The 15,657-nt window shown below is 35.8% G+C and carries 14 protein-coding genes and 5 tRNA genes; 12 read left to right on the top strand and 7 right to left on the bottom strand.

The window, feature by feature from the left end:
- Positions 1-58: 58 nt before the first annotated feature.
- Both BXY64_RS18140 and BXY64_RS18135 read right to left on the bottom strand, forming a co-directional pair.
- Positions 59-823 carry an MBL fold metallo-hydrolase gene (locus BXY64_RS18140; RefSeq protein ID WP_120241397.1) on the bottom strand — a complete coding sequence of 255 codons (765 nt, stop codon included), beginning with the start codon at positions 821-823 and terminating at the stop codon, positions 59-61.
- 30 nt (positions 824-853) lie between these two features.
- Positions 854-1,786, bottom strand: a complete 933-nt coding sequence (locus BXY64_RS18135) for a bile acid:sodium symporter family protein (protein WP_120241396.1) — start codon at positions 1,784-1,786, stop codon at positions 854-856.
- 236 nt (positions 1,787-2,022) lie between these two features.
- Here BXY64_RS18135 and BXY64_RS18130 point away from each other — a divergent pair, with 236 nt between their 5' ends.
- On the top strand, positions 2,023-2,730 hold the full coding sequence (locus BXY64_RS18130; protein WP_120241395.1) for an SAM-dependent methyltransferase: 708 nt from the start codon (positions 2,023-2,025) through the stop codon (positions 2,728-2,730).
- Positions 2,731-2,940: 210 nt separating this feature from the next.
- On the opposite strand, the gene BXY64_RS18125 is transcribed toward BXY64_RS18130, so the two are convergent.
- The gene (locus BXY64_RS18125) at positions 2,941-3,975 is read right to left on the bottom strand and encodes a DHH family phosphoesterase (RefSeq protein WP_120241394.1); all 1,035 of its coding nucleotides are present in this window, start codon (positions 3,973-3,975) and stop codon (positions 2,941-2,943) included.
- 209 nt (positions 3,976-4,184) lie between these two features.
- Between BXY64_RS18125 and BXY64_RS18120 the strand changes: the two genes are divergently transcribed.
- Positions 4,185-4,604 (top strand): nucleoside-diphosphate kinase, encoded by a 420-nt coding sequence (locus BXY64_RS18120; RefSeq protein WP_110360166.1) that lies wholly within the window; start codon positions 4,185-4,187, stop codon positions 4,602-4,604.
- A 52-nt stretch (positions 4,605-4,656) separates the two neighbouring features.
- On the opposite strand, the gene BXY64_RS18115 is transcribed toward BXY64_RS18120, so the two are convergent.
- A complete protein-coding gene (locus BXY64_RS18115) occupies positions 4,657-4,947 on the bottom strand; it encodes a DciA family protein (RefSeq protein WP_110360165.1) in 291 nt (96 codons plus the stop codon).
- A complete protein-coding gene (recF, locus tag BXY64_RS18110; protein ID WP_120241393.1) occupies positions 4,944-6,053 on the bottom strand; it encodes a DNA replication/repair protein RecF in 1,110 nt (369 codons plus the stop codon). Before recF ends, BXY64_RS18115 begins: the two co-directional genes overlap by 4 nt.
- A 176-nt stretch (positions 6,054-6,229) precedes the next feature.
- Here recF and BXY64_RS18105 point away from each other — a divergent pair, with 176 nt between their 5' ends.
- Positions 6,230-6,922, top strand: coding sequence for a tetratricopeptide repeat protein (locus BXY64_RS18105; RefSeq protein ID WP_120241392.1), 693 nt, complete (start codon positions 6,230-6,232; stop codon positions 6,920-6,922).
- Positions 6,923-6,979: 57 nt separating this feature from the next.
- On the opposite strand, the gene BXY64_RS18100 is transcribed toward BXY64_RS18105, so the two are convergent.
- Positions 6,980-7,846 carry a diacylglycerol/lipid kinase family protein gene (locus tag BXY64_RS18100; protein ID WP_120241391.1) on the bottom strand — a complete coding sequence of 289 codons (867 nt, stop codon included), beginning with the start codon at positions 7,844-7,846 and terminating at the stop codon, positions 6,980-6,982.
- 408 nt (positions 7,847-8,254) lie between these two features.
- Between BXY64_RS18100 and BXY64_RS18095 the strand changes: the two genes are divergently transcribed.
- The 8 genes from BXY64_RS18095 (at position 8,255) to BXY64_RS18060 (ending at position 13,469) form a co-directional block, all read left to right on the top strand.
- Positions 8,255-8,337 (top strand) — tRNA-Tyr (locus BXY64_RS18095).
- A 40-nt stretch (positions 8,338-8,377) separates the two neighbouring features.
- Positions 8,378-8,450, top strand: a tRNA-Gly gene (locus BXY64_RS18090).
- Between the two features lie 21 nt (positions 8,451-8,471).
- A tRNA-Tyr gene (locus tag BXY64_RS18085) sits at positions 8,472-8,554 on the top strand.
- Between the two features lie 43 nt (positions 8,555-8,597).
- A tRNA-Gly gene (locus BXY64_RS18080) sits at positions 8,598-8,670 on the top strand.
- Between the two features lie 8 nt (positions 8,671-8,678).
- A tRNA-Ser gene (locus tag BXY64_RS18075) sits at positions 8,679-8,763 on the top strand.
- Between the two features lie 65 nt (positions 8,764-8,828).
- Positions 8,829-9,611, top strand: coding sequence for an EFR1 family ferrodoxin (locus BXY64_RS18070; protein ID WP_211334547.1), 783 nt, complete (start codon positions 8,829-8,831; stop codon positions 9,609-9,611).
- A gap of 409 nt (positions 9,612-10,020) precedes the next feature.
- Positions 10,021-12,447, top strand: coding sequence for a TonB-dependent receptor domain-containing protein (locus BXY64_RS18065; RefSeq protein WP_120241390.1), 2,427 nt, complete (start codon positions 10,021-10,023; stop codon positions 12,445-12,447).
- Positions 12,448-12,641: 194 nt separating this feature from the next.
- The gene (locus tag BXY64_RS18060) at positions 12,642-13,469 is read left to right on the top strand and encodes a hypothetical protein (protein WP_120241389.1); all 828 of its coding nucleotides are present in this window, start codon (positions 12,642-12,644) and stop codon (positions 13,467-13,469) included.
- 309 nt (positions 13,470-13,778) lie between these two features.
- Here the strand turns inward: BXY64_RS18060 and BXY64_RS18055 are convergent, their stop codons facing one another.
- Positions 13,779-14,549: a hypothetical protein gene (locus BXY64_RS18055; protein WP_147376040.1), complete on the bottom strand. Its 771-nt coding sequence runs from the start codon at positions 14,547-14,549 to the stop codon at positions 13,779-13,781.
- A 266-nt stretch (positions 14,550-14,815) separates the two neighbouring features.
- On the opposite strand from BXY64_RS18055, the gene BXY64_RS18050 reads away from it, so the two are divergent.
- Positions 14,816-15,394 (top strand): DUF1287 domain-containing protein, encoded by a 579-nt coding sequence (locus BXY64_RS18050; protein WP_120241387.1) that lies wholly within the window; start codon positions 14,816-14,818, stop codon positions 15,392-15,394.
- The last annotated feature ends 263 nt before the right edge of the window (positions 15,395-15,657 follow it).

The raw sequence follows: 15,657 nt of genomic DNA, 5'->3' as shown, positions 1-15,657 counted from the left end.
TAGTTCGCAGATTTAAGTTTTTAGGTGCAAACATTTTACCCATTCTACTTTTCGACTGTCAGACTTCAATCGTAAGTTCATCGTAAGCCAAATAAACATTTGCAGGAAGTTCGGCCTGAACATCATCATAGAATCCCATTTGGTGACTGATGTGAGTAAAGTAGGCCTTTTCTGGTTTTAATTCATTTACCAGATCAAGAGCTTCTGACAAATTGTAATGTGAAATGTGCTTTTCTTTTCTAAGAGCATTAACTACCAATACTTTTATGCCTTTTAGCTTCTCCATTTCTTCTGGCGAGATATAATTTGCATCAGTGATGTAAGCCAAATCTCCTATTCGATATCCATAAACCGGAAGTTTTAAGTGCATGGCTCTTATGGGTTGAATCGTTGTTCCATTTATTCTGAATGCCTGCTTGGTTACCTCGATTAAATTCATTTGAGGAATGCCCGGATACTTAAATTCTGCAAAAACATAGGCAAATTCTTTTTTTAGAGATTCTTGAACTCGTCTCTCTGCATAAATATTTACTGCAGTTTTGTTTACCCAGTTGAATGCTCTAATATCATCCAAACCTGCAGTATGATCCTTATGCTCGTGGGTAAATAGTATGGCGGAAATATTTTCTACACCAGCGCGCAGCATCTGGTACCTGAAATCAGGACCACTGTCAATCACAATGTTTTGATTGTCAATATGAATTAATACAGAAGTTCGTAATCGCTTGTCCTTTTTATTTTCAGATAAGCAAACAGGGCATTTGCATGCAATAATTGGCACGCCTTGAGAAGTTCCAGTTCCAAGAAAAGTTAGTTTTACCATGCTTTGTTCTAATCAGAATTCAACTCTTACCTAATTTGATTTTTTTGAATCTCTGAGTTCTTTTCGGATGGATAGAAATAGTAAATAGGCCAATACAAATACCGCTAAAACAGCAGATGGAATTGCAGCTTTTTCGCCAAATAAAGTTAATGCTGTAACCACAGCAAAACCAGAGCTTTTTACCGTTACCAATAAGTTTTGAGTCATTGCAACAGGAGCAGCAACTCCAATTTTTTTGCTTATTTTCTCAAAAGTCCATCCTAAACCAAATATCCCCAGAAATAAAACCAAAGAAACCAGTAAGAGTATTTCAAAATTAGAAAAAAATACCTGTCGGTTTAAACCTACAGCGGTAAAAATTATGAGTGCAAAGCCCCAATCAACAATTCTACCTCTTACTTTTTCTACTGTTGGTTTTATAGGCTTCCACAGTAGAAGTCTGGAAATCAACAAAGGAACTATTACCAGCTGAACCATAGCAATGAATAAATCTGTAGGGTTTATTCCTCCGTCAACATTTGAGAATAGGCCTACGATTAGCGGTGCAAAAAATAATGAAGATATAAATGCACCTAAAGTTCCTACAATGGCATATTTCAAATCACCATCCAGAATATGAGAAAATGGAATAACAGCAACACCTGGAGGCGTAGAAGCGATCACTACAAATCCTAAAAACAATTCGGGGGTAGGCATTAGGAAATAAGAAAGAGAAATAACTACTGCTCCAAAAACCACATAATTTAGAAGGGAACCAATAATCATTGGTTTGATCATTTTTTTTAATGGAAACATGGCTTTGGTTGAAATTCCTGTTGTAGAGAAGGTCATAACCACGGCCAATACGTAAAAAGTGTAATTTTTAAACAGGGATGCATGCTGGCCAATGGCTAAGCCTAAAATGACTGCCAATACCAAGATGAAGTTTCTATTTAATATGATTTTTGTAGCAAGTTCTTTCATTTTGTAATGATAAACGATGATTTAGATGTAAAGATGAAACTTTTTTGAATGGTTTCAAAATTATTTAGAATTATTCCAGATAGAAAACAAAAGAGAATAATAGGTCGGTAGAAAAATAAAAAGTGGAGGCGATATGCACTCTTTTTTGGTACGCCGGTTTACAAAACGATAATTCCAACTTGATACAAAATTAATAATACAAGTAATTTTGTACATTTGCCGAAAATTAAATCATCATGAAAGGCAAGTTATACCTTATCCCAACAACTTTGGGAGACACATCCATTAATCAGGTAATTCCTCAGGATATTCAAGAGCTGATTCCTACGATTAAGCATTTTATTGTGGAAAATATAAGAACAGCACGCAGATATCTTAAAAAGGTAAATTCAGCTATTGATATTGATGAACTTCGCTTTTACGAATTAAATAAACACAGTTCGCCTAACGAAATTTCAGGATATCTGAATGCGATAAAAGATTTTGATATCGGAATTATTTCGGAAGCAGGTTGTCCAGGTGTTGCCGATCCGGGAGCAGACGTTGTAAAATTGGCTCACGAAAAGAATATTCAAGTAGTACCATTGGTTGGTCCATCTTCCATTTTAATGTCGCTGATGGCATCAGGATTTAACGGACAAAACTTTGCCTTCAACGGATATTTGCCAATAAAATCCAATGAACGAGCCAAGAAAATAAAGCAGTTAGATTCAAGATCTTTAAGCGAAAATCAAACGCAAATTTTTATCGAGGCACCATATCGTAACAATAAATTGGTTGAAGATTTAATTGCAAATTGCAGTGGTGGTACAAAACTGTGTATTGCAGTTGATATTACCATGGAGAGTGAGTTTATTAAAACTCTTCCGGTAAAAGCATGGAAAGGAATGGATATCGATTTACACAAGAAACCAGCTATTTTCCTAATGCACAGAGAAAAATAATTCAAATAAAAACAGCGCAGATTGTAAAAACCTGCGCTGCGAACATCATAGTTAAAAATTTAGGCATAATCCCGACCGCCTAAAACCGGGATCATTTCTTGACTTAGTCTTAATATCCCCTAAAATTTACAAAACCACTATGTAAGACAAGACTATGGTCGCCTTAAATAACACAAATATCATACCATCAGGTCTTTTTTGTTGTCTAAATTAGACGTCAAGACTTTTATAAAACTCAGGTAATACTTTTTTAAACTTGGCAATTGCCTCGCTTAATTTGTCGGTAGTGCGACCACCAGCAGCATTCATATGGCCTCCACCATTAAAGTGTTCGGCAGCAACCGTGTTAATTGGCACGTTTCCTTTCGAGCGGAAAGAGATTTTTACCATATCCTCTTTTTCAATAAATATTACTGATGCCAACATTCCTTGTATAGATAGAGGATAATTTACAAAACCTTCAGTATCGCCATCTTTGTAGTTGAATCGTAGTAAATCGTCTTTGGTTAAAGTGATAATTGCGGTTTGATATTCACTTAAAACCTCAAGTCCTTGATCCAAACAGTGGCCTAATAGTTTCATTCTATAGGTGGAGAAATTATCGTATACATTCGAGTGAATTTTACTCTTATCGATTCCTCTTGCCAATAAATCTCCTACAATTTGGTAGGTCCTTGGATTAGATGAATTATAACTCAATCCTCCTGTATCCGTAACGATTCCTGTGTATAGGCATTCTGCAATGTGAGTGTCGATTAGGTTCTCATCTCCAAGAGCTTCGATAAATTCATACATTAACTCGCAAGTGGCACACATTGCTGTATCTGAAAACATCAAATCAACAATTTGTTCAGGTTCCGGATGGTGATCAATCATGATCTTCTTTGCAGGTAAATCTTGTAGAATTTTCTCCAAATCTCCTGATCTTTTAAATGAGTTGTGATCTACAATAAATACCAAATCGGATGATTTTAAATAATCCTTAGCTTTCTTCTTATTCGAAGGGAATATTAAAACCTCTGAGTTCTGAGGTAACCAGTTTAAGAATACTGGATAATCACTTGGACTAATTATTTTAGATTCTTTGCCTTTTTTCTTTAAGTACTGGTACAAGGCTAAGGATGAACCAATGGCATCACCATCAGGACCAGAATGTGGGATTATTGCAATTTGTTTTGATTCTTCCAGCAGAACTTCTGCCTTCTTAATCAAATCACTATCAATTCTATTCTTTATATTATTCATTCTCTTAAGAGTAAAGATGATTCAAAAATTAGTGGGTAAAGATAAAGATTGCGATGCAGATTTCATCATCAAAAAATAATTGTAGATGTAATTGAGGTTTATTGGATAAATTAACTAGAATTAATCCAAATAAATAGTTCTATTCTATTGCATGCCTAGACAGAAATATTATTTTTGTATACCTAGGTTAAACTTATACACACAAATTAATGAGAAGCGATAGAACTTTTACAATGATTAAGCCTGATGCTGTAGCAGCGGGTCATATTGGAGCAATTCTTGCAAAAATTAACGAAGCTGGTTTTAGAATTGCAGCCATGAAATACACTCAAATTACAAAGGAACAAGCTAAGAAATTTTACGAAGTTCATAAGGAACGTCCGTTTTACGATGAATTGACCGACTTTATGAGTTCAGGTCCTATTGTAGCTGCAATTTTGGAAAAGGAAGATGCTGTGGCTGCTTTCAGAAAGTTAATTGGTGCAACCAATCCTGCCGAAGCAGATGAGGGTACAATTCGTAAAGAGTTTGCTGAATCAATGTCGAAAAATGCTGTACATGGCTCGGATAGCGATGAGAATGCTTGTATCGAAGGAGCATTTTATTTCTCGGCAACTGAAGTGATTTAAATTATATCAAAATATTCGGAAAGCACATTAATAACTTATTGATGTGCTTTTTTTATCTCACTACAATTTCATCTATAATATTCGCCTGAACTTCTCGATTTAGTGCTTTTGCCAATCCATCTCGTATGATCATGAGTTCGTTTCGGATTACCGATGAGCGAACAGCAACGAATAATCTTCGGTTACGAATGTAGATATCGGTAGTAGCATTGGCTACTGTTTTCCCAATTACTTTTTCCCATGAGTTTACCAACTCATATTCTTTCAATTTTACATCAAGTTTCGATTCTTTTAGAACTTCCTTGATCAATTCATCTATTTTTTGAGTGTTGCTTCTTCTCATGATTCCGAATTTACAATAGCACCGTTAGCAATGGTAAAAAGTTGATATTCCAGAGCTGATCCTGATAGGATTTCATCCAAATGATCGCGATTGGTATCAGAAATGAAAATCTGACCAAATCGTTCTTCTGAAACCAAACGAACAATTTGCTCAACGCGATTTGAATCTAGTTTATCGAAAATATCATCTAACAAAAGGATAGGGGTAAAGCCTGCAATTTGTTTTATGAATTCAAACTGAGCCAGCTTTAGCGCAATTAGATAAGTCTTTTTTTGTCCCTGAGAACCCATTTTCTTAATTGGAAACTTTCCTAAGTTTAGGACCAAATCATCCTTGTGAATTCCCACTGTTGTATATTGCATTACCTGATCTTTCCAACGTGCATTGTCCAATAATTCACGCATTCCATGTTCGTGCAATTGCGATTTGTACTCCAGGCTAACAATTTCGTTTCCCTGAGAAATAATAGAATAGTATTCCTGGAAAACTGGCATTAATTTGTGCAGAAAATCTTTTCTCTTCTTATAGATTTCGGCACCTAAATTTATTAGCTGCTCATCCCAAATGCTTAAGGTGTCTTCGTCGTATTTGGTTCCTGCAGCAAAATCTTTCAATAATTTATTCCGTTGTTGAATAACTCGATTGTAGCGAATCAGATCATCCAGGTATTTTCTGTCGTATTGCGATATTACACTGTCCATGTACTTTCTGCGTTCCTCGCTGCCATCGGTAATTAATCTGCCATCGGCAGGAGAGACCATAACAATAGGAAGCAAGCCAATGTGCTCAGATAGTTTTTTGTACTCCTTTTTGTTTCGCTTGAAATTCTTCTTTTGTCCACGCTTTACACCGCAATAAACCACTTCTTCCAAGTCTTTACGTTGATAATTTCCTTCTAAAACCATGAATTGAGCATCATGATTGATGTTGTGCTGATCGGTAGACGAAAAGAAGCTTTTACAGAAGCTTAAGTAGTAAACTGCATCGAGAAGATTGGTTTTTCCCATTCCATTATTGCCGATAAAACAATTGATTTTTGGAGAAAAATTTAATTCCAACTCAAGTATGTTCTTGTAGTTTATAAGAGATAGTTTTTCAAGATGCATGTGTAAAACTTTAAGGTAACGCTGCAAAATTACGAAATAAAATCAATTCAAATCAGCGAAAGCTTTGCAATAATTAAGTTCTAATTTATTCTCATTTTTTATATTAATCATGCTTAATATTTGGTAAAAAAAATTACATTTGCGTTAGAAAAAATAAACCTATTAATTATTTGAGTATGTCGAAGAACAAAAACAATCCGGAAACTGCGGATAATTTCGAGAATCTAGAAGAGGCGTTAAGTAAAACTGAACAATATATAGAGAAGAACCAAAAGAAATTGACTAGCATTGCTTTTGCTGTTATTTTGGTTGCTGTTGCAATTTTTGCTTATCAAAAGTATTACAAAACTCCTCTTGAAGAAAAAGCTCAGAATCAATTGTTCCAGGCTCAAAGATATTTCGAACAAGATTCATTTAAATTGGCTTTAAATGGTGACGAAAACTATCCTGGATTTTTAGAAATTGTTGACGAATTTGGTTCAACTGCAGCTGGTAATCTTTCTAAGTACTATGCTGGTATTTCATATTTAAGAATTGGTGAGTATCAAAATGCGATTGATAATCTTAAATCTTTTAGTTCAGATGATTTCCTTTTAAGTTCTTTAGCTAAAGCTGCAGCTGGTGATGCTTATATGGAATTAGGAGAAAATGCTAAAGCTGCTTCGAACTATATGGATGCAAGTACAATCAATGCAAATGATTTTACAACTCCTATTTACTTGCAAAAAGCTGGTTTAGCTTACGAAATGATGGGAGAGTATAAAAAAGCATTGTCTGCTTACGAAAAAATTGAGAAAGATTTTGCTAAATCAGCAGAAGCTCGTGATATTGAAAAATACATTACAAGAGCGAAAGCAATGATGAAGTAATCATCTTTTATAAAATATTCGAAAACGGAAATCTTTATTGGTTTCCGTTTTTTTGTTTTAATAAATTACTGGTAGTGCTTTTTCTTCAATAGCTACAGTAAACTTCGTCCCTACCTTTGTTGGTTCTCCATCTAAATGCGCAAAATCATTCTCTTGAGTGATTTCAAATTCACTTCCATTTATTCTGCTATACAATGAGTGATTTTTTAGTGTTCCTGTAAATGTTTTAAAGGCAAATATGGGAATTTGTAGGTAAGATGGCTTTTTAACCAATACCAGATCTATAATTCCATCCGAAACATTTGCACCAGGGGCAATGTAGGCGTTGTTTCCAAACTGACTTGCATTGGCACAGCACATCATGAAACCATTTAAGTGATGTTCTTTCTGTTTGATGCGTACAATGAAGTCTTGGTTTTTACTTTGATTAAAACAACGCAAGCAAGCTATAATATATGAGAAAAGTCCTCTGGCTTTCATTTTCTGAAACATTCGGCTGACTTCAGCATCAAATCCTATTCCTGCTACACAAAATGAATACATGCCGTTTATTCTTATGGCATCCATCTGAAGGATATCCATCTTATTAATGAGTCTTACTGCACCTTTTACAGATAGGGGAATTCTAAGATGCCTGGCGAGTCCATTTCCCGATCCTATGGGAATTATTCCCATTGGAATATTGGAATGAACCAAAATCCTTCCAGTTTCATTTACCGTGCCATCACCGCCAACAGCAATAATTACTTTGTATTCTTCTATCAATGCTTGTTTTGCAATCTCCGAAATGTGCCCGGCATATTCCGAATACTTAAAATGAGGTTTAAAATTATCGGTATCCAAATATCGAATAATATCCTGATTGATATTTTTGCCTGTTTTTTTACCTGCAATTGGATTTATAATGAAAAGAATTTTCTCCATGCTTTACTATTATTTCGAAAATGTAATTGTTGAATTAATTTCAAGAATATTTTAAAAACGATTCGCAAGTACATCATCGAATATAATCAATAAAAGAACTCTAAATGCTCCGAAGCTTAAGATTCAATGCTTTAGAATGTAACTGGTTTAAAGGTGAAGTTGAAAATATTGTCGTAATGCATTGACATTGTGACGTTAAGGTGTTGTTGGGGTAGTGTGATATTTACTTGAAAAAAGTATTTGAAAAAAATGACAAAAATATTTACTAGGAAATCAAACACTTACATAAAAAACTTAGTTTTTTTTCAAAAAAAAGCTTGGTAGCCCTTGTATATTCTGCCAAAGCCCCTATATTTGCAACCGCAATCGAGAAACAAACAACAGTTCTTTTACATAGCGATTGCTTTTGGGGAGATACCAAAGTGGCCAACTGGGGCGGACTGTAACTCCGCTGACTTTCGTCTTCGTAGGTTCGAATCCTGCTCTCCCCACAAAATCAGATTGAAAACGTTCAATCTTTGAAAATATTTTGCGGGAATAGCTCAGTTGATAGAGCATCAGCCTTCCAAGCTGAGGGTCGCGGGTTTGAGTCCCGTTTCCCGCTCAAACGTATTGAAAATTATTTGGGGAGATACCAAAGTGGCCAACTGGGGCGGACTGTAACTCCGCTGACTTTCGTCTTCGTAGGTTCGAATCCTGCTCTCCCCACAAAATCAGATTGAAAAAGTTCAATCTTTGAAAAAAAATTCTTGCGGGAATAGCTCAGTTGATAGAGCATCAGCCTTCCAAGCTGAGGGTCGCGGGTTTGAGTCCCGTTTCCCGCTCAAATTTTGGAGAGATGGCAGAGTGGTCGAATGCGGTGGTCTTGAAAACCATTGTACGGCAACGTACCGGGGGTTCGAATCCCTCTCTCTCCGCAGAATATAAGCACTAAGGTTGAAAAACCTTGGTGCTTTTTTTATGCAATAAAGTGAATGTGAATATGTCATCAATTAACCTAATCTACTTTTCTCCGACCAACACCAGTAAAAAAATAGCCCAGTATATTGGACGAGAATTAGATGTTCAAGTCATCAGTGAATTTGATATTACAAAGCCAGATCTTACAGATTTGGAAAGCAAGAGATTTGAAAATGAATTGACGCTAATGGCCATTCCTGTGTACAAAGGGCGTTTGCCAAAAGAGGCTGTTGCCCGATTAAGAAAGTGCAAAGCAAATAAAGCTCCGGTGATTATAGTGGTTGTTTATGGGAATAGGGAATTTGATGATGCACTACTTGAACTAAAGGACTTGAGTATTGAATTAGGCTTTGTGCCAATTGCTGCTGCTGCTTTCATAGGTGAGCATTCATACTCGAGCGAAGATAAACCAATTGCTCATAATCGTCCGGATGGTAAAGACATGATGAAAGCAAAAGAGTTTGCCAATAGAATTGTTGAGAAAATTCAGAGTGCTGACGAAAAACCAGTTGAGGTTCCTGGTAATTATCCTTATAAGGAAGTGCCTAATGCTGCAGTAATGGCACCTAGAACCATATCAGAGAATTGTTCTTTATGCGGAATTTGCGCAGATGTATGTCCAGTCAAAGTAATAGATATTAAAGCATCAGTAGTAACGAATGCTGAAGAATGTATCTGGTGCTGTGCTTGTGTGAAATCTTGTCCGGAAGACGCAAGATTATTTGATACTCCATTTATGGGGCAAATAAAAAATATGTTATTTAAGAATTGTTCAGAAAGAAAAGAGCCCGAGTTCTTTGTGTGACATTTTTAGCGTTTAAAATACTAGGGTGGCAATTTGCCATCCTTTTTTTTATTTTAATTTTCTTGTGAATAAGCTCGTTTAATGTTTATTGAAATTGCTGTTTAGGAGAAGTGTTTTCTTGTAGATGGAACCTGAATGTCCTATCTGAAACCGTACATCAATCTGTCCGTTATCGAACATGAAAATAAAATATCTATAATCTTACTGGTTGAAAATGTGTTATATGTGATTTTTGGCACTATCTCTGATTGTATTGTGGAGAATGTCTGAATAAGGCGTTCGTATTTACTAACTGACTACGCGTTTTAATACAAATATCGAAACGAAATTTGGGGTAAATAACAAGTAGATGTGATGATTGATTTGATGTAGTCTAATTTTTAAACCCACTAACAAATTAAAAAGTATTATGAAAGAAAAACTACTAATAGTTGTTTTGTTGTTGTTGAGCTTTTCAGTTTTTGCAGAAACTGAAATTACAACTGCGGTAAAAAGCGGTTCATTAACGGGTGTAATATTAGATCAGAAAACTAAAGAGCCATTGCCATATGTAAATGTAGTGATACGTGATGCCAATGAAAAAATTCTTACAGGAGGGATTACTGATGTTGAAGGAAAATTCATCATTAAGAAAATCCCTGAAGGGAAAAATGTGGTTGAAATACAATTTATGGGATACAAACCTTATACAAGACAGTTGGATTTTTCTAAAACAAAGGCGCACAAATTAGGCACTGTTCATTTGGAAGAGGATACGGAGATGTTGGGTGAGGTAACCGTTAGAGCTGAATTATCTACTATTACTCAGAAAATTGACCGTAAGGTGGTAAACGTTGGAAAAGATCTTACTGCTGCAGGTGCAACTGCTTCTGAGGTGTTGGATAATGTACAATCGGTAAGTGTGAATAGTCAGACTGGTGCTGTTAGTTTAAGAGGTAACGAAAATGTAAGAATTTTGGTTGATGGTAAGCCTACCAATATCAGCCCATCGCAATTGTTGCAACAGATTCCTTCTACATCGATTAAAAGTATCGAGTTAATAACCAATCCATCGGCAAAGTACAATCCGGAAGGAATGAGTGGAATTATTAATATCGTTTTGAACAAGAATGCCAATATTGGTTTTAATGCCAATGTAAATATGGGTGTAACTCGTGGTGAAAATACACGTGCTAACGGTTCATTTGATATGAATTACAAGCAAGGGAAAGTGAACTTTTTCCTAAATTATGGAGCAAACGGTGGTAAAAGAAATAATTATGGTGATGTTTTAAGAAGTGCTTTGGATGAAAATGGACAGGCAATCTTATCAGATGATCTTCATCAGAAATTTAATTTCGATAGTGAAAATTACTCTCACTTATTAAAAGTAGGTGCTGATGTTTATTTGAACGAAAAGAATACACTTTCTTTTTACACAACTCAGAACTTTCGCGATGGTGATTTTGAAGGAACAACCAAGATTTACAGAGGTAATAGTTTGGACTTCCACAATTTGATGAATTCAAAAACCGATAATTCAACAGGAACCTACAACATTAACTATAAAATCGATTTTGAGAAAGAAGGGCACAACTTGGAGTTTGAAGCTACCTATAGTGAGAGCGATGCTCCTGAAGATGCATCTTATAGAGAATTGTTAAATCCAGATGATCGCAATTCCAATTACTCAGATAATATTGAAAATGAATATACCAATACACTTCTGAATTTAGATTACACAAATCCGTTGTCAGAAAACACAAAATTGGAAATGGGTTTGGAGTTAAGGCTGAATGATACAGATAACTTACGAGTAACCGATCAATTTGATTTTTCCAATACTAAGGTTGATAATTCGGCATTTAGCTACGACAGAAGTATTTACTCAGGATATGTGAATTTGAACCATAAAATCGATAAATTCTCGATGCAAGTAGGTGCAAGATTGGAGCAATATGAAGTGGATGGAGATTTTATCAAAGGCGATGAAAAGGCAAAATATACCGATAGCAGATTTACAGTTTATCCTTCGGTATTCTTCACCTTTAATCCAAGTGAGAGGAATCAATTTCAGTTGAGCTACAGTCGAAGAGTCGATCGTCCTTCAATCAGACAGGTAAATCCTATTCGAGAGTGGAGTACACCTTTGATTAGTTCTTTTGGAAATCCAGAATTGGATCCTCAGTTTACCAACTCGTTTGAGTTCAATTACACAAAAGGATTAAAGAAAGGATCGGCAACAATTGGAGTATTCTACCGCCGTGTTAGCGGAAACATTTCACGAGTGTTGAATAAAGATCCACAAGATATTGAAAAGGTAGAGATGTCGTACTATAACACCGACGATAATGATCGTTATGGTGTTGAGTTATCGGCAAATTACCGATTCTTTAAGTGGTGGTCGATGAATGCAAGTTCCGATTTGTATATCCAGAAAGAAACAGGAGTTTCGAATGGCGAGAACTTAGAGATTACCAACAATTCGTTCAATGTGCGTGTTGCCAACAGCTTTACTGCAACCAAAAAGTTAAGATTCCAGTTGTTTGCCATGTATCGTGGTGGCGGAAAAGACTTGCAGTTCGAAGTTGATCCGATGTGGATGATTAATACTGGTGCAAGCTACCGTGTATTGAAAGGAAAAGGTACCATTACCTTTAGAGTGAACGACATTTTTGAAGGAATGAAGTTCAAGTTTGATTCGGAAGTGCCATACCGTCAAAATGGTGAGTTCCATTGGGAAAGTAGAACTGCTTACCTGGGATTCTCTTACCGATTTGGTAGTGGTAAAAACAAAGCCAAGCAACGTAAGCGTAGAGACAATCGCGAAACGCAAGGTGGCGGTGGTTTCATGTAATAGCTAGCTTACAACAACTACATATAATTAGTTTAATTGCAATCTCCCTGTTCAGTAATGAGCAGGGAGATTTTTTTAGATGAACTTATAGGTTAAATTAGATGTTGATTTCCAATAATCTAAAGATGTATTTTTTTGAAAGCCCTATAGTGAATTCGTAACTTTGTATAGAGCGAAAACTTAAATATAGGGTCATGAAAATTTGCTGTTTGTGTATTGTGTTTTTTGTTTTAAATATAGCTTGTTCAGACTGCTTGGTAAGTGCTTCTTTTGCGGAGTCGCAGCGAAAGAATATTATCATTAGTGACGAGCTTTTGACCAGTGCAGAAGTGTTGCAAGTAAAGTTGAATCTTAAAAAATCGAAGTGGGGTGTAAGGTTTGGAGATTATTATGCACTCGAAATTGAAATGGATGCTTCTGAGCCTAGAGAAAGCTCAAATTTTATAGAATCAAAGGTAGAAACTAGTGTGAAAAATGAGGTTTCTTTCATGTTGGTTAGTGATTTAGATTCAGCCAGAGTTACTGGACTTACCAATATTGTAACGAAAGAAAATAGAGCTGTAAGAATACTTAAAGATTGTTGGGGGGTAGATTTTTATTTGGGGAACAATGAAATAAGAAGGCATTCTCATTTCCTGTCGTCCTCAATAAATACAAATATCATAGGGAATGAATATTGGTTGTTAACAATGGAATTGGTGTATGGGAGCAGTGTTGAAGATATAAGCAAAGCTTATTTAAGCAATGGAACAAGGAAGATTGAGATTGTTCCTGTTATTTCTACCAAAACTGGTGATAGACCTAAAATGTATCCTGCCTTAGGTTATGAGTTTATCGAGAATGGAAAATCTCTGTGCGCTGTTCAATATCATAGCGGGGGAATGTTAGGTTTGTTCAAAAAAAGGGTTTGGCTGAGATCCGATTTACCTTCTGATATTAAATTCATACTTGCTTCGGCAATGACATCTATGATTTTGTTACAAGTGCCCGATAGTGAGGAAGTGCAACAGTTTGAATATTAAATTACTGTGGATTCATAGGTTGCGGGGAGTTTGCCATTAAGGATGAAAACATATGCCACACATTGATGTGTTAGGACCACACTTATAATTGATATATCCACCCAATAAATAAAATAAGCCACACTGTTACATAGAAGCTCCACCCCAATAAATTATTGATCCACACTATCGTTTGTTATCTCCACGCCGTGTGGAGCAATGCGATTAGGGTGTGGATCAAGGGAAATAGGGTGTGGAGATGATCGTAAATGGTGTGGAGCAATTGTGTTGTAGTGTGGACTATTAATATAATGGTGTGGCTATACTTATCTATGGTGTGGATGGCTCATTCTTGGTAACGGACTTATTTAATTTGCACTTTTTTAGATACTCTCTCTTCTTTTCTCTCCTGTACTTGCTTGCGTAAGCTTGTGCTATATTTGGTTGATCAGCAAAAGCAAACTGTCCATGTTTTCGCACTTCATCAACACATTCTTTTAGTAGTGTATAGGCTTTGTTTCTGATTATAAGCATATCATCCTGAAAGTACAAGCGGGCATTTTTATTTGCCTTTACTTTAGCCATTCGTTCCGAAGTTTCTGCTGCGCGATCGAGAAGAGAAAGATCGAAATTGATGGCTTCGAGCAGTTTTGAATTGTCCTTCCCCAAAACAGAAAGTGAACAAAGATCCATCAACATGTCATCCATAGATCTACCTTTCTTGATCTTTGATAATTTTTGCATGGCAACTTCGTTGTTTCTAAAGGCAAACTGAAAGCTTTGAATTAATTCTTTGTGAAGCTTTAGTAATTCTGGTTTTGCAGCTTTCCAATCGGCATTTGCTTTTTTCTTATCGTTATTTAATTCTACCCAGTTCAATTGTGCTTTTCTTAGTGCGTTGGTTCGCATACGCAAATTGTCAATCAGATCGGTAGGCATATTTATGGCAGTTAGCTTCGGCAAATCTTCACTCGCCCTTGTGTATAGGCGTTCTGCTTCATAAATGTAAATTTCGAATGGTATGGCAGGCTTTTTGATATCTGCTTCGTCAATGGCATTGATTTCGTTTAATAAGTTTTGCAAATCTTGTTCGTCAGTCATGGCCATGCATTTAGGGTTCGGGTTTTGAAATTACATCTTTGAATTTAGCAATAAATTTTAGATTGTTCTGTAGATTAAGTAAATTGTTGTTAGTTTAACTCCTACGGAGTAGTTTTTATACAGAGTTGACATTTGTTACAATCGAGTATGCCCTATGGGCAAAATTTATGAAGTTCTATTGTAATGAATCTATCGCGTAGCGATTAAAGGATTGTAGAATTAGAGAATATGTTTTTAATTTCCCCCTAGGGGATAAACAAAAAAGTATGAGAAAATTAATTGTAAGTGTTTTTATTCTATCTTTTTCACTTGCGACCTTTGCGCAAGAGTTTAATAAAAAGTTGTCTGATGCGGCAAAAGAACTCACCAAGCAACATGTGGTTTACGATCCATCTTATTTTGCAATTGATTATCCTAATGGTGATGTTCCATCAGATAGAGGAGTGTGCACTGATGTAGTAATTCGTGCTTATCGCTTGTTGGGAATCGATTTGCAAAAGGAGGTGCATGAGGATATGAAGGCCAACTTTGCACTGTACCCTAAAAATTGGGGGCTGAAAACCACCGATAAAAACATCGATCACAGAAGAGTGCCGAATTTGATGACTTTTTTCGAGCGCAAAGGGATGATCAAAACCAAAAACAGAAATCCAAAGGATTACTTGCCTGGTGATATCGTTTGTTGGGACCTGGGCGGTGGAATAACTCATATTGGAATTGTAATTGATCAGGTGTCTCGCGATGGGAAAAGACCATTGTTTGTTCACAATATTGGAGCAGGTCAGGTGGTGGAAGATTTGCTGAATAAGTATACCATTATTGGTCATTATTCTTATAAAAAGTAAAAATGTCTGAGTGTAACTCCTACGGATTAATGTTTGGGTAGGTTCAGTTTGTTACAATCGTTTATGCCCTACAGGCAAGATATTTATTTGATTTGTTAAATCTATCGCGTTGCGATTAATCGATTGTAGATTTAATTAATAGCATTTACTTTTCCTGTAGGGGATAAACCAAGGTTAAATTCATTTCTAAATTGTCGTACGCTATTGATTTTGCTATTAATCTTCTGTAATTTCAGTAGAACTTTTCAATTCATACTGAAAAA

Origin of the sequence: Marinifilum flexuosum (genome assembly GCF_003610555.1) — a bacterium.
GTDB classification, from domain to species: Bacteria; Bacteroidota; Bacteroidia; order Bacteroidales; family Marinifilaceae; genus Marinifilum; species Marinifilum flexuosum.
This window is presented reverse-complemented; position numbering and strand designations above follow the sequence as displayed.

Bases quoted from the DNA above. Each gene is read 5' to 3' on its own strand.
- BXY64_RS18140 (WP_120241397.1), bottom strand. From the start codon at position 823: ATGGTAAAACTAACTTTTCTTGGAACTGGAACTTCTCAAGGCGTGCCA.
- BXY64_RS18100 (WP_120241391.1), bottom strand. From the start codon at position 7,846: ATGGAGAAAATTCTTTTCATTATAAATCCAATTGCAGGTAAAAAAACA.
- BXY64_RS18125 (WP_120241394.1), bottom strand. From the start codon at position 3,975: ATGAATAATATAAAGAATAGAATTGATAGTGATTTGATTAAGAAGGCA.
- BXY64_RS18060 (WP_120241389.1), top strand. From the start codon at position 12,642: ATGAAAATTTGCTGTTTGTGTATTGTGTTTTTTGTTTTAAATATAGCT.
- BXY64_RS18105 (WP_120241392.1), top strand. From the start codon at position 6,230: ATGTCGAAGAACAAAAACAATCCGGAAACTGCGGATAATTTCGAGAAT.
- BXY64_RS18120 (WP_110360166.1), top strand. From the start codon at position 4,185: ATGAGAAGCGATAGAACTTTTACAATGATTAAGCCTGATGCTGTAGCA.
- recF (WP_120241393.1), bottom strand. From the start codon at position 6,053: ATGCATCTTGAAAAACTATCTCTTATAAACTACAAGAACATACTTGAG.
- BXY64_RS18065 (WP_120241390.1), top strand. From the start codon at position 10,021: ATGAAAGAAAAACTACTAATAGTTGTTTTGTTGTTGTTGAGCTTTTCA.
- BXY64_RS18135 (WP_120241396.1), bottom strand. From the start codon at position 1,786: ATGAAAGAACTTGCTACAAAAATCATATTAAATAGAAACTTCATCTTG.
- BXY64_RS18115 (WP_110360165.1), bottom strand. From the start codon at position 4,947: ATGAGAAGAAGCAACACTCAAAAAATAGATGAATTGATCAAGGAAGTT.
- BXY64_RS18070 (WP_211334547.1), top strand. From the start codon at position 8,829: ATGTCATCAATTAACCTAATCTACTTTTCTCCGACCAACACCAGTAAA.
- BXY64_RS18050 (WP_120241387.1), top strand. From the start codon at position 14,816: ATGAGAAAATTAATTGTAAGTGTTTTTATTCTATCTTTTTCACTTGCG.
- BXY64_RS18055 (WP_147376040.1), bottom strand. From the start codon at position 14,549: ATGACTGACGAACAAGATTTGCAAAACTTATTAAACGAAATCAATGCC.
- BXY64_RS18130 (WP_120241395.1), top strand. From the start codon at position 2,023: ATGAAAGGCAAGTTATACCTTATCCCAACAACTTTGGGAGACACATCC.